We start from the raw sequence: 15,012 nt of genomic DNA, 5'->3' as shown, positions 1-15,012 counted from the left end.
ACTACTACTAGCTTAGCGAACTTACTACATGATGCAAGTTTTCTTCATCGCCGGTTGTTAACCAAGTAACATCAGGCCAACTTCTCAACCAGGTTAATTGACGCTTAGCCAATTGCCGAGTTGCTGCAATACCTCGAAATACCATTTCATCATGACTTACTTCACCCGCAAGGTAATCCCACATCTGTCTATAGCCCACACAACGAATAGAAGGCATATTGTGGTGTAAATCTTTACGTAGATATAAGGCCGAAACTTCATTTTCAAACCCTTGATCTATCATTATTTTAAACCTTTCTTCAATTCGCTGGTGTAATTCACTTCGCTCTTGCGGCGCAATGGCAAATTGATGAAAAGTATACGGTAAAGGCGGCTGCTTTTGCTTTTGCAGTTCAGTCATTGTTTTACCGGTTAATCGATATACCTCTAGCGCACGGTTAATTCTTTGCGAGTCGTTTTTGCTCATTTTTTGTGCCGCTTGTGGATCTACCTTTACTAGTTCTTGGTACAAATGTGGCCAGCCAAACTCACTAGCCTCTGATTCAAGTTGAGCCCTTATAGCCGGGTTTGCCTCAGGTAAAGGCGATAAACCATCTATAAGTGCTTTGAAGTACAGCATTGTACCTCCAACCAGTACAGGAACTTTACCTTGTTGATGAAATTCATCAATTTTTTTTATTGCATCGCGTCTAAAATCTGCAACAGAATACGTTTCACTCGGGTCAAGCAGATCAATAAGATGATGTGGGGCGCGAGCTAATTCTTCTGCGTCAGGTTTTGCGGTGCCAATATCCATACCTTTATACACTAATGCTGAATCGACGCTGATTATCTCTGTATTTAAGTGTTCACACAAAGAAATAGCCAATGCTGTTTTACCTGCAGCAGTGGGACCCATTAAAAATATAACTGGTAATTGACTCAACACGAACACCCTAATTTAATTGCGCTAAATACTGACTTAGCTCTATTTTAACTGCTTTTTCACGCAAGCGTTCAATAGTTTGCGGATTATTTTGTAAGCGCATTTGTTGAGTTATAAATACATTGCTTGCATAAAAGCGCGGCGGTATACATTCTACCTGCCATTTTAACCAGCTCTCTATGTTTTCAAGCGATTTTTTACATGCACTGAGCAGTTCGTCAACGGCATTACTTACATCAAGTAAATACAAGCATGAAGGCAACTTTTTAACCATAACAAATTGCTTTTCAATTACTAATTCAAAGCCTAACAGCGTGAACCACGATTGCTGTGCTTCTATTAGTAAACAATCCTCTTTTGATAAATTAACCCGTACAGGCAATAACAATGCTTTACCTTCAAGGCTCCCCAGCTCCTTAATTTGTTCATGCCAATCATCAACCAAGACGTATTTAAAATGTGAGCAATAAAGTTGCTGCTGGGCACCAAAAACGCAATTTCCATCATTCAGGCTAATAATAGACACCCTATTCATAGTACTTTGCTTAGGTGCTAATGAATCTTGCTGAGTGGTTTGCGCCACCGCATCAAAGTGTGCTGCGTGTTGTTCACTCACTCCCTGATAAAACGCATTCACGTCTTGATGGTTTGCACTGGATGGAGCCCTGTACTCACCACCACTATTTTTAGCCCCAGGAGCACCTGATGAGCCCGAACTAGCTGAGTAACTTGGTTGTAACTGAGACTTAGGATAGTCGAAATTGCCTCTGGCTTCGTCTTTAAATGTTGACGAATGCACAGCATGAGTAAAGGGAAGCAAATGCTCATCCGTTGTCATTACTGCTTCATTGTTAAACTCACCTTGTAATGGCACAACAACTTGCTTAATAGCTTGTAATATAAAGTCGTGAACCAAACGGCCTTGGTGAAAACGTACCTCGTGCTTTGCTGGGTGCACATTTACATCAACTTGGCGTGGGTCAATATCAATATAAATCACAAACCCAGGTAACTCTTGTACCCCACTCACTTCTTCAAACGCCTGACGAATAGCGTGTAATATTAGCTTATCGCGCATCATACGATTATTTACGTACGTGTACTGTGTTGTATTAGCTGAGCCAACAGGTAAAACCCAGCCATGCAGTTGTAAACCAGCTTCTCCAGATTGGATATGGAGCCCTTGCTCTGCAAACGCTTTACCTGCAACTTGTGCAACACGCGTTATTGCTTGAGCGGGATCTGTTTTTGCACGGTATTGCCTAACTACTTTTTCGTTATGGGTCAACGTAATCGATACATCAAACCGGCTCAGCGCTATGCGCTTAATAAGCTCATCTATATGGGTAAACTCTGTTTTTTCGGTACGTAAAAATTTACGCCGTGCAGGGGTATTAAAAAATAAATCTTTAACCTCAATCGTTGTACCATCAGGATGGGCAATCGGCTTAACTTGTACAGCCATATCACGACCCTCTGCAAATGCTTGCCACGCAGCGTCTTGAGTTTTAGGTTTGGAGCTGAGTGTTAATCGCGATACTGAGCTAATAGAGGCCAATGCCTCGCCTCTAAAGCCAAGTGAGCAAATATTTTCTAAATCATCAAGTGACTTTAGCTTGCTTGTTGCATGACGGGAAAGCGCCAGTGTGAGCTCTTCTTTACCTATGCCAGAGCCATTATCACGTATACGAATTAGCTTATGACCGCCACGCTCTATATCAATTTGAATACGCGTTGCACCTGCATCAAGGCTATTTTCAACAAGCTCTTTTACTACCGACGCTGGGCGCTCAACCACTTCACCTGCGGCAATTTGGTTGGCTAAACGAGCGGGTAGTATTTCAATATTCATGATATTTCCTAGCAAACTGCATACTGATTTATGTGATTAACTTTGCGGTATGTCGAGCTCTTGACCAATAAAAAGCGTGTTTGAGCTCAGCTTATTTACTTTTTTTATTTTACTGATGCTCACCCCATAGCGATTTGCCAACATGCTTAAAGACTCACCCGGACGTACTTTATGTTTGGTGGGGTATTGCGACTTTAGTTTTGCAAACAACGAATCATCCGGTGGATTTTTCAAATAGTAATTTTTAATGGACGTGAATATCGCTTTTGCTAACCGCTCTTGATGATTTGGACTTTTTAGTAATTTTTCTTCTCGAGGGTTAGATATAAACCCAGTTTCGACCAAAATAGACGGAATATCAGGCGACTTAAGTACAGACAAACTAGCATGCTGCGGGTCTTTTTTATGAAGTTTAGCAACTTTACGAAGTTCTTTAACCACTTCTTCGGCAACGTTTAAGCCGGTTTTCATTGAATGATCCATCGACATATCAAGCAATGCTTGCGCTAAGTATTTTTCGTTAGTGGCATCTTTGATTACATCAGCCGCACCACCCAGTAACTCAGAGTGTTTTTCCTTATCCTCTATCCATTTGGCCGTTTCAGAGTTGGCTCTACGCAGTGATAAAACCCAAACGGATGCACCATTAGGGCCTGGGCTTGTGAAAGCATCAGCATGAATAGATACAAAAAAATCTGCTTTTTTCTGACGAGCTCGATGTGTACGTGTATTAAGTTTTACAAAGTAATCGCCGCTTCGTACCATTCGCGAAATCATGCCTCGTTCAGCGTCGATCATTCGCTCAAGGCGTTTAGCAATTTGCAATGTAATCGTCTTTTCATACGTACCAGATGGCCCTATTGAGCCAGGATCTTCACCGCCATGCCCTGCATCAATAGCAATTACAATATCTCGCTCTTGGCTAAGTTGGCGTTTTTTAGCAGCTTTTTGTGCAGGTGAAGGAACCACCTTAGGCTCACTTTTATTATACAAATCTACCACAAGCCTATTTTTGTAAGGCCCCGTAGGCGCAAGTGCAAAGAGTACCGGTTTTACAGGCTCGCTTAGTTCAAACACTAAGCGAACACTTTGTTTATTTTTAGGCTTTGAGTAACGTAATTTGCTAACAATCTGGTGCTTAGGTGGTACACCCGGTAGTATTTTAAGCTCTTTGGTGTTTTCTAAATCGACCACTAAACGGCTTGGGTTTTTAAGCATAAAGTAGCTAAAATCAGGTTTATCGTCTAAATCAAATACGACGCGTGTACTATCAGGAGATGGCCAAACACGTACACTATTTATTGTATTTTGTGCCCACAAAGAAAAGCTCATGGTAAAAACCATGAGGTAAACTAATCGTTTAATTACACCTCGATTCATTTGATAATTACTGCCTTCACTATTTTATTATTTGTTTTTTAGTTTATCGACAATTGCTGCACCACGCTCACTGGCACTATTGATTACAATTTTACGCTCGTCACCTACATAGCTTAGCGTTATATCTAAATCAGGCACAGGAATAAATTCCCCCCCCTTTTCCGGCCACTCTACAACACAAATAGCCTGTGGTGAAAAATAATCGCGTATTCCCATAAATTCGAGTTCTTCTGGATCACCTAAACGATACAAGTCAAAGTGATACACGTTCGCACGCTCAAGTTCGTAAGGTTCAACCAGTGTATAAGTTGGACTCTTAACTTTGCCTGTATGGCCAAAGCCTTGCACTACACCACGTGTAAACGTTGTTTTACCAGCGCCTAAATCACCATGTAAATAAATCACAGCACCTTGCTCAATAATCGCTGCTACTTGGTTACCCATTGCAACAGTTGCAAGTTCATCATTTAAGTGAGATTCAAAACTACGGGTCATTACTACCTCAAAATTAACTTAAAAGCGCGTATTGGCTAATCATACCAGATTATTTATTTATGGCGATAAATTGAAGTTTCAGGCATAAAAAAACCGACCTAAGCCGGTTTTTATATTTTAGGAAGATTACAAACCTAACTTTTTCTCAAGGTAGTGAATATTAGTTCCACCATTTTGAAAATTCTCATCTGCAAGAATACGCTTATGCAAAGGCGTGTTTGTTTTAATCCCATCGATTACTAATTCGTTTAGTGCATTGCGTGCACGGGCAATAGCCACATCACGGTTTTCGCCGTAAGTAATCAGCTTACCAATCATCGAATCATAGTGCGGTGGTACTGTGTAGTCAGCATAAATATGGCTGTCCCAACGAATACCTAACCCACCAGCTGGGTGAAAACGTGTAATTTTACCCGGTGACGGGATAAACGTTTCAGGGTCTTCAGCATTAATTCGACACTCAATGGCATGGCCACGAATAACGACGTCGTCTTGCGTGAACGATAATGGCTGACCCGCTGCTATTTTTAGCTGCTCTTTGATCAAGTCGATACCTGTAACCATTTCTGTTACTGGGTGCTCAACTTGAATACGGGTATTCATTTCAATGAAATAAAACTCGCCGTTTTCGTATAAAAACTCAAACGTACCCGCACCGCGGTAGCCAATTTCAATACATGCACGTGTACAGCGCTCACCAATAAACTTACGTGTTTCAGCTGTTATACCTGGTGCAGGAGCCTCTTCAACAACCTTTTGATGACGACGCTGCATTGAACAGTCGCGCTCACCTAAGTGAACTGCATTACCTTGTCCGTCGGCTAGTACTTGTACTTCGATATGACGTGGGTTTTCAAGGTATTTCTCCATGTAAACCATACCGTTACCAAAAAACTGTTTAGCTTCTTGCTGCGTTAACGAAATTGAATTTACTAATTCAGCTTCATTACGCACTACACGCATACCACGGCCACCACCGCCACCAGCGGCTTTAATAATAACCGGATAACCAATGCGCTTAGCAATTTGCATGTTGCGTTCGTTATCGTCTGTTACAGGACCATCAGAACCCGGTACACAGGGAACGCCGGCTTTACGCATTGCGGCAATAGCAGATACTTTATCGCCCATTAGGCGAATTGTGTCGCCTTTTGGCCCAATAAATACAAAACCACTTTGCTCAACTTGATCTGCAAAATCTGCGTTTTCTGCAAGAAAACCATAACCTGGGTGAATCGCTACCGCATCAGTTATTTCGGCCGCAGCAATAATGCGCGGTATATCTAAATAACTTTCTGTTGCTGATGGCTTACCAATACAGATGGTTTCATCTGCAAGCAATACATGCTTAAGATCGCGATCCGCCGTTGAATGAACAGCAACCGTTTTGATCCCAAGCTCTTTGCAGGCGCGCAATATACGAAGTGCTATTTCACCTCGGTTTGCTATGACTACTTTATCTAACATTAGAGTTGGCCTTTTACGTTATGCTATTAGTCAATGATGAATAGAGGTTGGTCAAATTCAATTGGCTCGCCGTTTTCAGCTAAAATTGCGCGTACAGTACCCGCTTTATCAGCTTCAATTTGGTTCATCATTTTCATGGCTTCAATGATACATAAAGTATCGCCTACATTAACTTTAGAGCCCACTTCTACGTAAGCAGGTGCCTCTGGAGAAGATGCTGAGTAAAATGAGCCAACCATAGGTGATTTAACCTGATGACCCGTTGGTGCAGCAGGTGCTGCTTCTGCTTCAACTGCTACAGGTGCTGCTGGAGCTGGAGCCTGCTGTGCAGGAGCTGGTGCATATTGTTGTGGAGCAAATTGTGGGTAAGCTGGACCCGCGCTCATGTTATTACGGTTTATGCGTACTGACTCTTCACCTTCAGTGATTTCTAGCTCAGCAATGCCCGATTCTTCTACTAATTCGATCAGTTTTTTTATCTTGCGAATATCCATTACACGACCCGCCTGTTAGTTTGTTAGTGTGTTAATTTTTAAAATTAAATTGCGTTTTGCGACCGGTTAACTGCTGCATTTAATGCTGCGTGGTAACCCATTGCACCTAATCCACATATCACGCCTTGTGCCACATCTGAAAAATAAGAATGATGGCGAAAAGCTTCACGTGCGTGCACATTACTCAAGTGCACCTCATAAAACGGAATATCAACACTTAACAATGCATCACGTAATGCAACGCTTGTATGCGTAAATGCTGCGGGGTTAATAATAATAAAATCAACCGCTTGCCAAGCATTATGAATTCGTTCTATGAGCGCTTGCTCACCATTACTTTGAAAGTGCGTAAGTTCAACATTTAGACTATTAGCGGTATCTGTTAGTTCGCTCATAATCTCGCTAAGTGTTTGCGTACCGTACTTTTCTGGTTCGCGCTTTCCTAGCATGTTTAAATTTGGACCATTAACAACTAAAATCTTTAATTTTGCAGCCATAATACGCGATATACCCTCTAAGTAATGAGTTAAGCCATTGCCAGCTATTTTTTCACTTTAAACTAAGCATAAAAAAGCTAAATTGCAACATTTTCTCACGTTAGCTGGGTATTATAGTGATTTCGACGTAAATAACAGCAAAATACTGGTCCAATCACTATTATGGGTACATTTTGAAAGGTATGAAGAACAAAGCCACTTAGTAAACTTAAGTGGCTTTATTGCACTATTATTGTGCGCTGGCACGCACTGTAGCAAGATGTTTAGCAAAATCGTCAGCATTTAAAAAGCCCGTCACACGCAACGCACTTAGCTCTTGTCCTTGAGTATTAAAAAATAAAATACTCGGTAAACCGAATACGTCATACTCTTCCATTAGCGCTATGGTTTTACTGTCACTTTCAGTTAAATCGATTTGGATTAACTGATAATGACTAAACTCTTTTTGCACTCTTTCATCAGGAAAGGTGTAATGTTCAAACTCTTTACATGCCACACACCAGTCGGCGTACAAGTCGACCATAACAAGTCGGTCTTGTTTATTTGCGTCAGCAATCGCGACTTTTAGCTCGGCTAAATTGGCAACGTGTTTAAACTCATTGTTTTGTGAACTTGCTTGAATTTGTACAGGCCAAAAATAGTCTTTAGCTAAGCTAAAGCCAGTAAATACCAACAACATGGCCGCGAACCATAGCGCTGTTTTTAATTTACTTTGCTGTTGACTACTTTGCCAATGGTGTAAGTACAAAGCAGCAGCTAACGCCAATATACCTGCCATAAGTAATATAATGTTGGCACTGACCAAGCGCTCTAATAATATTAGCGGAACTACCAACATCACAAAGCCAAATAACGTTTTAACTTGCTCCATCCAACCACCCGCTTTAGGCAGTAATTTACCGCCCGATGTACCAAGCAATAATAAAGGTAGCCCCATCCCTAAACTCAATACATACAACGTCAAGCCGCCCACTAAGTAGTCACCACTTTGCGCAACGTATAATAAAGCGGCTGATAGCGGCGCCGTGGTACAAGGGGATGCAATTAAACCAGATAATACCCCCATCAAAAATACGCCAACATAATTGCCGCCTTTTTGATTATTACTTACCTGCGTGAGCTTACTCATCATGCTGCTAGGGAGTTTTATTTCGTACCACCCAAACATCGACATAGCCAGTAATACAAATAATAAGCTAAAGCTAATAAGTACGTAGGGATGCTGTATATACCCCTGTACTTGCCCACCTAATGCTGCAACAACTAATCCAAGCGCCGCATAAGTCACCGCCATACCTTGTATATATATGAACGAAAGTGCAAAGGCTTTTTTAGTTGATAAGTTTTTTTGCCCTGCAATTAAACTCGACAATATAGGAAACATCGGGAACACACACGGCGTAAAAGCAAGCCCAACCCCCACTGCAAAAAATACGAATAAATTAATCGCTAAACTTTGTCTAGCTAGTTGCTCTGTAAAAGTAAGGTCTTTTTTGAGTGCTGCGGCATCTGGTTGCGATGTTGAGTCGGTTAAGGCACTTGCGGTACTAGACGTTGCTGCACTTTGCGGTTGCTCGCCCGCAATAACACTTAATGGGATTGAGATAACTTCTGGGGGGTAACATAGCCCAGCCTCAGCGCAGCCTTGATAACGCACCTTTACTACAGCGCCTTCATTGACGTTACTCAGTTTGCTGATAATACTAACGCTTTGAAAAAACACCTCTGTTTTACCAAAAAATTCATCTTCGATAATTTCGCCATCACCTAAGTTTCCTACTTCAATGCTGGCGTCTTTAGCGAGTATTTCTATTTTTTGTTTATATAAATAGTAACCTGGCGCAATATCCCACCCAATAAACAAGGTGCGGCCTTGCTGATCAAAGTCAAACTCAAACGCTTGTGTTACCGGTAAAAAGGTTTGCTGCGTGGGCGCTAATAAATCGTTAAGCACATTATTTGGTGTAGCCTTCGCAGGGGCTATTAATAATGTCACTAATAGCAAAAACAAAAAGCGCATTAATGTAATACCTCATCCATCCAATTAAAATAGGCTAAGTTTCCGGTTGTTATGTCAATAACTTGTATTTCGGGTACTTCGTAACTATGCATCGCTTTTATCGTTAAAAACACATCGTTCATTTTCTCTGTTTTGGTTTTCACTAGCATTTTAACTTCTGTCATTTCTTTCACCTCGCCTTCCCACATATAAATAGAAGACATTTCGGGTAAAATATTTACACACGCAGCCAGCTTTTTTTCTACCAAGGCTTTGCCAAGCATGCGTGCTTCAGCTTCGTTTTTACAGGTAGTAAAAATTAATTTAAATTGTGTATTCATTATGAACCTTTACTTATTGAACGATGTCTAGCTTCATAGTATCTGATAGGTAAGCCAATGTGTAGAAATCCAGTTAAATGACACCACCTACTCATTAACCTTGAAAAGAGACCTATCAACCCTCACTTATATTTCATCAACTCTTACGAGTACCCTATTTAGAGAGCATTATGTTTAGATTTTTATTTGTGTTGTTTATTATCATTCCTATTATCGAAATCGCATTGTTAATTCAAGTCAGCGACGTAATAGGCGGTGTAGCGACTATTGCATTGGTTGTTATTACTGCAGTTTTAGGCGCTAAAATGGTTAAGCAACAAGGCATGGGCGCACTACAAAATGCGCAAACGCAAATGGCGCAAGGCCAAATGCCTGCTAAAGAATTATTTACGGGAATATGCGTTATTATTGCCGGTGTACTACTGTTAACGCCAGGCATTATGACAGACGTTTTTGGCTTACTTTTATTAACCCCTGCAATTCGTAATAAATTAGCTGCAGGCCTTGCAAGTCAAGCAACTGTACGAATGAGTGCGGGTATGCAACAAGGCGCTTCACCTTATACTCAACAACCACATTCAATGCGTGACCAACATCAAACCGAACAACCAACAACCATTGATGGTGAGTTTGAACGAAAAGATTAAAAAATTATCATTTTTTCTCTTGGAATTTTTCACTCTACCCCCATTAATGAATGCAAATTAGAAAAGCTTTTTTCTGTATTGTTCAGAAACTGTTAGGAGAACTAAAAAACATGAACATTCGTCCTTTACAAGATCGCGTAATCGTTAAACGTCTAGAAGAAGAAACAAAATCTGCTGGCGGTATTGTATTAACTGGCTCTGCAGCTGAAAAATCAACTCGCGGAGAAGTAGTAGCCGTAGGTAATGGTCGTATTTTAGATAACGGTGACGTTAGAGCTTTAGAAGTAAAAGCCGGTGACACTGTGTTATTTGGCTCATATGTTGAGAAAACTGAAAAGATCGAAGGTCAAGAGTACCTGATCATGCGTGAAGACAACATTTTAGGCATTGTGGGCTAAGCCTACTTTTCGTTTAACACATATTTAAGAATTTAGAGGAATTTAAAACATGGCAGCTAAAGAAGTACTTTTTGCAGGCGACGCACGCGCTAAAATGCTAACGGGCGTAAACATCCTAGCAAACGCAGTAAAAGTTACATTAGGTCCTAAAGGCCGTAACGTTATACTAGATAAATCGTTTGGCTCTCCAGTGATCACCAAAGATGGTGTATCTGTAGCAAAAGAAATCGAACTTGAAGACAAGTTTGAAAACATGGGCGCGCAAATGGTTAAAGAAGTTGCATCTAAAGCAAATGATGCAGCAGGCGATGGTACAACTACCGCTACAGTACTTGCACAATCTATTGTTAATGAAGGCCTTAAAGCGGTTGCTGCAGGCATGAACCCAATGGATCTTAAGCGCGGTATCGACAAAGCAGTCATTGCGGCTGTTGCAGAACTTAAAGCGCTTTCAGTTCCTTGTGCTGATACTAAAGCTATCGCTCAAGTAGGTACTATTTCAGCTAACTCTGATAAAGAAATTGGCGACATCATTGCAGAGGCAATGGAAAAAGTAGGCCGTAATACAGGTGTTATTACCGTTGAAGAAGGTCAATCACTTGAAAACGAACTAGATGTTGTAGAAGGCATGCAGTTTGACCGTGGTTACCTATCTCCTTACTTCATCAACAACGCTGAAAAAGGCGCCGTTGAGTTAGATAACCCATTTATTCTACTTGTAGATAAAAAAGTATCTAACATCCGTGAGTTACTACCAACACTTGAAGCCGTTGCTAAAGCAAGCAAGCCACTACTTATCATTGCAGAAGACCTTGAAGGCGAAGCACTTGCAACACTAGTAGTGAACAACATGCGCGGCATTGTTAAAGTATCTGCTGTTAAAGCACCTGGCTTTGGTGACCGTCGTAAAGCAATGTTACAAGATATTGCTGTATTAACTGGCGGTACTGTTATTTCAGAAGAAATTGGCCTTGAGCTTGAAAAAGCAACGGTTGAAGACCTAGGTACAGCTAAGCGCGTTGTTATCACTAAAGACGATACAACTATTATCGATGGTGCTGGCGAAGAAGAAGGCATTACCGGTCGTGTTGCTCAAATTAAAGCACAAATTGAAGAAGCAACATCAGACTACGATAAAGAAAAACTACAAGAGCGTATGGCTAAACTTGCCGGCGGTGTTGCAGTAATTAAAGTAGGCGCTGCGACTGAAATTGAAATGAAAGAGAAAAAAGACCGTGTTGAAGATGCATTACATGCAACGCGTGCAGCGGTTGAAGAAGGCGTAGTACCGGGTGGTGGTGTTGCCCTAGTACGTGCAGCTAGCAAGCTAGTTGAACTACTTGGCGACAACGAAGATCAAAACCACGGTATTAAAGTTGCACTTCGTGCAATGGAAGCCCCACTTCGTCAAATCGTAACTAACGCGGGTGATGAAGCATCTGTTGTTATTAACGCAGTTAAAGGCGGCGAAGGTAACTACGGTTACAATGCAGCAACTGGCGAATACAACGACATGATTGAAATGGGTATCTTAGATCCAACTAAAGTAACGCGCTCTGCACTACAGTTTGCAGGTTCTATTGCGGGTCTAATGATCACAACCGAAGCTATGGTTGCTGAAATCCCTAAAGATGAATCTGCTGGTGCACCTGATATGGGTGGCATGGGCGGAATGGGTGGAATGGGCGGCATGATGTAATCATCACCGTTTAAGCACCTTGCTTATATAAAAACCCAGCTTCGGCTGGGTTTTTGCTTTTTAATACTTTTGTTATTGATATTGTTCAATTTACCCCCAAAGTAGTAATAACGTATAAGTTAAAAAGCGACACCATGGACATACTTAATAGTAATGGAATTACTTTCTTCTCGGTGCTTGTGACCCTAGTCTCGGTATTGCTGCTTTTAATAGCTTGGCTTTTGTTAAAAATGATAGCGTAGGGCAAAAGTATGCCAAAGGGGGCATATCTATTTTTAGCGTTTTTCCCGCTTATCTCATTGATGCCTATTCCGCCACCTACCTACGAAAATGTTCAAAAAGCTAAACAAGAGCAAAGAAAACGTAAAGAAGACACAGGCGACCCGCCGGATGAAGAAATAGAATAAATGATTACGTATATTAGCTAACAATAGACAAGTACTTGCGAAACACTGTACATTTATTATTAATAATTTATGAAGTTAATTACTAAATGCAGCAACGTAAAAAATTTAAAAACCCTTATATAGGGATAAGCAAAGAAGATTTTGTTGAGTTAAGCGGCAGTAAAAAAGAATTACTGACGGCCGAAATAGAGCTGGCAGACAGTAAAGGAGAGTCACTCGCTTACTTTAGAATTGATGGTGACTTTTTCTATGATGATATTTATTATTCGGCTGATATTTTAGTTCCGAAAACACATTGGTTAGACTCTCGCGATGAAAATCAAAAAAAACTCTGGATAGCTGTTATTTACAACGTACCTTACGGTGAGTATTTAGATGCAGAGTTTGATTTTAATAAAATTGAGGACCCTAACTTTGGGGTAGTAAAACCTGTATTGGTTAGTGAGCTCAATAAAAGCGAGCTCGCCTATGAAAAAGTAAAGCGCCTAGAGATGTTTGCTAATATTGAAAAAGCAGCGACTGAAGATAAACTCCTTCAGGCAGAAAAAGATCTCATACTGACCAAGCTTTTAAGCAAAGTTACTAAACACTAATCTAATGAAAGTCAGTTTAACAGCCGTCTTACTATGCTAAATAAATCTGAGGGGAGCATACCCCGCTGCCCGTCTCGCTCACTGGCGATATCACCGGCTTTAGCGTGCAGTGTTACACCATAACGCGCTGCTTCATCAATATTTAAACCCTGAGCCAGTAAGGCGCCAATAATACCAGTGAGTACATCGCCACTACCACCAACGGCCAGTGCCGGATTACCGTCTTTACACACCCACGTATTCTCTGCATTATCAATTAATGTGCCTGCACCTTTTAATACACAAGTCGCGTTATAGCGCTTAGCACACAGTCGGGCATTTTCAAATCTATTAGATTCAATTTCCTGAGTCGTTACACTTAATAGCCTTGATGCTTCTCCTGGGTGTGGTGTAAGTACGCATTGCTTTAACGTGTAAGATGAGGTTTGTTTAGCTAATAAATTTAGCGCATCGGCATCAATAACCAGTGGTATGCTATTAGTTTGGCAATAATATATAACCTCTATAAACGTGTGTTGTGCCCATTTATTTTGCCCAAGGCCGGGCCCTATTACCACACTACTAGCCCATTCAAGCGCTTGTTGTAGGTTGCCACTGCTTACCATCAATTCTGGCCTACCAATGCTTACAGGCACTACAGAACTTGAATGCGTATATACTTTTACCATACCCGCTCCTGCTCTAAGTGCAGCTTCACTGGTTAATCGGATTGCACCGGCCGTTCCCTCATTGCCGCCTACACAGAGGAGTTTACCATGAGTTCCTTTATGGCTATTTAGGTTGCGCGCACCAAGCTTTTTAAAGCTCTTAATATTTATAAGTGTGCCGTTTGAAGTAGCGAGCTCAAGAAATGCAGGTCCAATATTTAGATCGTCAAATATTAACTCCCCGCAATGTTGTTTACCTATAGCCGTTGCTAGCCCCTGCTTAATACCCACAAAGGTTATTGTTTTACTTGCTTGTATAGCAATACCTAAAGGTTGGCCAGTATCTGCGCTAATACCTGAGGGAACATCTATACTCAGTACAGGTTTATTACTGGCGTTAATTTCATTAATAATTTTAATAAAATTATTGCGAACCGAGCTTGTGACCCCTGTACCTAGCATTGCATCTATAATTAAATCACTTCGGTTTAATAACTCACTCGTATAAGCATTAACTTCACCGCCTTCATCACGCCACAATTTAAACGCTTTTGCAGCATCTCCTGTGAGTGCTTTTTCAGGGTTAACGGCACACAAAGTTACTCGCTCACCCGCTTGCTTAATTAGGCTCGCGGTAATATAACCGTCCCCAGCGTTATTACCATGACCCACAACGACTAAGGTATGCTTTGCATTAAAGTTTTTCCACGCGTTGAATACAGCCTCCCCTGCGCGCTGCATGAGTGTAAATAACTCACAATCGCTATTTTTGGCTGCCAGAGCCTCGTTACCCTTAACTTCCTTTGCAGTAAAAATTAGGTTATTTAGCATGAGGACTCCTTTAATCAGTGACACTTTACCTTATCAAATACACATATCTAGGGGCTAGCTTTGTGAGCTTTTTTAATCGGGATTAATTCGTTTATTAAAGTGCACTACAGGCTGAGTAATTATCGGGGTCAGATCATTTTACTAATAACTGATAGCTGAAAACTAAACCCTTTTCTTCAGACATTAAAAAACCCGAGACTAAGCTCGGGTTTTTTTAGTATTAATTAACTAAAACGTTAATTATTACTCAACGATAGTTGCTACAACACCAGCACCTACAGTACGGCCACCTTCACGGATAGCAAAACGAAGACCTTCGTCCATCGCGATTGGTGCGATT

The 15,012-nt window shown here is 41.1% G+C and carries 16 protein-coding genes; 5 read left to right on the top strand and 11 right to left on the bottom strand.

From position 1 onward, the window contains the following. Positions 1 to 7 precede the first annotated feature (7 nt). From miaA to cutA, 9 genes are all read right to left on the bottom strand, one after another. Positions 8 to 925 (bottom strand): tRNA (adenosine(37)-N6)-dimethylallyltransferase MiaA, encoded by a 918-nt coding sequence (miaA, locus tag CWB62_RS03985; protein WP_058403835.1) that lies wholly within the window; start codon positions 923 to 925, stop codon positions 8 to 10. Positions 926 to 935: 10 nt separating this feature from the next. Continuing rightward, entirely contained in the window at positions 936 to 2,777 is a 1,842-nt protein-coding gene (gene mutL / locus CWB62_RS03980; protein WP_138530675.1) for a DNA mismatch repair endonuclease MutL, read from the bottom strand. A 36-nt stretch (positions 2,778 to 2,813) separates the two neighbouring features. Further along, positions 2,814 to 4,157 (bottom strand): N-acetylmuramoyl-L-alanine amidase, encoded by a 1,344-nt coding sequence (locus CWB62_RS03975; protein ID WP_138530673.1) that lies wholly within the window; start codon positions 4,155 to 4,157, stop codon positions 2,814 to 2,816. A gap of 27 nt (positions 4,158 to 4,184) precedes the next feature. After that, complete coding sequence (gene tsaE / locus CWB62_RS03970; RefSeq protein WP_138530671.1) at positions 4,185 to 4,652, bottom strand: tRNA (adenosine(37)-N6)-threonylcarbamoyltransferase complex ATPase subunit type 1 TsaE; 468 nt, start codon at positions 4,650 to 4,652, stop codon at positions 4,185 to 4,187. Positions 4,653 to 4,778: 126 nt separating this feature from the next. Then, on the bottom strand, positions 4,779 to 6,119 hold the full coding sequence (accC, locus tag CWB62_RS03965) for an acetyl-CoA carboxylase biotin carboxylase subunit (protein WP_058403826.1): 1,341 nt from the start codon (positions 6,117 to 6,119) through the stop codon (positions 4,779 to 4,781). A gap of 26 nt (positions 6,120 to 6,145) precedes the next feature. Then, positions 6,146 to 6,613: an acetyl-CoA carboxylase biotin carboxyl carrier protein gene (gene accB, locus CWB62_RS03960; protein ID WP_008128370.1), complete on the bottom strand. Its 468-nt coding sequence runs from the start codon at positions 6,611 to 6,613 to the stop codon at positions 6,146 to 6,148. A gap of 44 nt (positions 6,614 to 6,657) precedes the next feature. Beyond that, complete coding sequence (gene aroQ / locus CWB62_RS03955) at positions 6,658 to 7,110, bottom strand: type II 3-dehydroquinate dehydratase (protein ID WP_058403827.1); 453 nt, start codon at positions 7,108 to 7,110, stop codon at positions 6,658 to 6,660. Positions 7,111 to 7,339: 229 nt separating this feature from the next. Then, the gene (locus tag CWB62_RS03950; protein WP_138530669.1) at positions 7,340 to 9,130 is read right to left on the bottom strand and encodes a protein-disulfide reductase DsbD; all 1,791 of its coding nucleotides are present in this window, start codon (positions 9,128 to 9,130) and stop codon (positions 7,340 to 7,342) included. After that, on the bottom strand, positions 9,130 to 9,450 hold the full coding sequence (cutA, locus tag CWB62_RS03945) for a divalent-cation tolerance protein CutA (RefSeq protein ID WP_058403829.1): 321 nt from the start codon (positions 9,448 to 9,450) through the stop codon (positions 9,130 to 9,132). Before cutA ends, CWB62_RS03950 begins: the two co-directional genes overlap by 1 nt. A gap of 170 nt (positions 9,451 to 9,620) precedes the next feature. Here cutA and CWB62_RS03940 point away from each other — a divergent pair, with 170 nt between their 5' ends. The 5 genes from CWB62_RS03940 (at position 9,621) to CWB62_RS03925 (ending at position 13,194) form a co-directional block, all read left to right on the top strand. Further along, complete coding sequence (locus tag CWB62_RS03940) at positions 9,621 to 10,097, top strand: FxsA family protein (RefSeq protein WP_058403830.1); 477 nt, start codon at positions 9,621 to 9,623, stop codon at positions 10,095 to 10,097. Between the two features lie 110 nt (positions 10,098 to 10,207). Further along, positions 10,208 to 10,495 (top strand): co-chaperone GroES, encoded by a 288-nt coding sequence (locus tag CWB62_RS03935; RefSeq protein ID WP_006791252.1) that lies wholly within the window; start codon positions 10,208 to 10,210, stop codon positions 10,493 to 10,495. A gap of 49 nt (positions 10,496 to 10,544) precedes the next feature. Further along, the gene (groL, locus tag CWB62_RS03930) at positions 10,545 to 12,194 is read left to right on the top strand and encodes a chaperonin GroEL (RefSeq protein WP_058403831.1); all 1,650 of its coding nucleotides are present in this window, start codon (positions 10,545 to 10,547) and stop codon (positions 12,192 to 12,194) included. Between the two features lie 251 nt (positions 12,195 to 12,445). Next, positions 12,446 to 12,601: a hypothetical protein gene (locus tag CWB62_RS18615; RefSeq protein ID WP_171034630.1), complete on the top strand. Its 156-nt coding sequence runs from the start codon at positions 12,446 to 12,448 to the stop codon at positions 12,599 to 12,601. Between the two features lie 86 nt (positions 12,602 to 12,687). Further along, positions 12,688 to 13,194, top strand: coding sequence for a hypothetical protein (locus CWB62_RS03925; RefSeq protein ID WP_058405445.1), 507 nt, complete (start codon positions 12,688 to 12,690; stop codon positions 13,192 to 13,194). 11 nt (positions 13,195 to 13,205) lie between these two features. On the opposite strand, the gene CWB62_RS03920 is transcribed toward CWB62_RS03925, so the two are convergent. Continuing rightward, a complete protein-coding gene (locus CWB62_RS03920; protein WP_138530667.1) occupies positions 13,206 to 14,672 on the bottom strand; it encodes an NAD(P)H-hydrate dehydratase in 1,467 nt (488 codons plus the stop codon). Between the two features lie 243 nt (positions 14,673 to 14,915). Continuing rightward, on the bottom strand, positions 14,916 to 15,012 hold a 97-nt coding region (locus CWB62_RS03915; protein WP_463530598.1), incomplete at its 5' end, for an EF-Tu C-terminal domain-related protein.

Origin of the sequence: Pseudoalteromonas sp. S408 (assembly GCF_005886645.1) — a bacterium.
Taxonomy (GTDB): domain Bacteria; phylum Pseudomonadota; class Gammaproteobacteria; order Enterobacterales; family Alteromonadaceae; genus Pseudoalteromonas.
The sequence above is the reverse complement of the archived record's forward strand: the minus strand, read 5'-3'. Positions and strand labels throughout refer to the sequence as shown.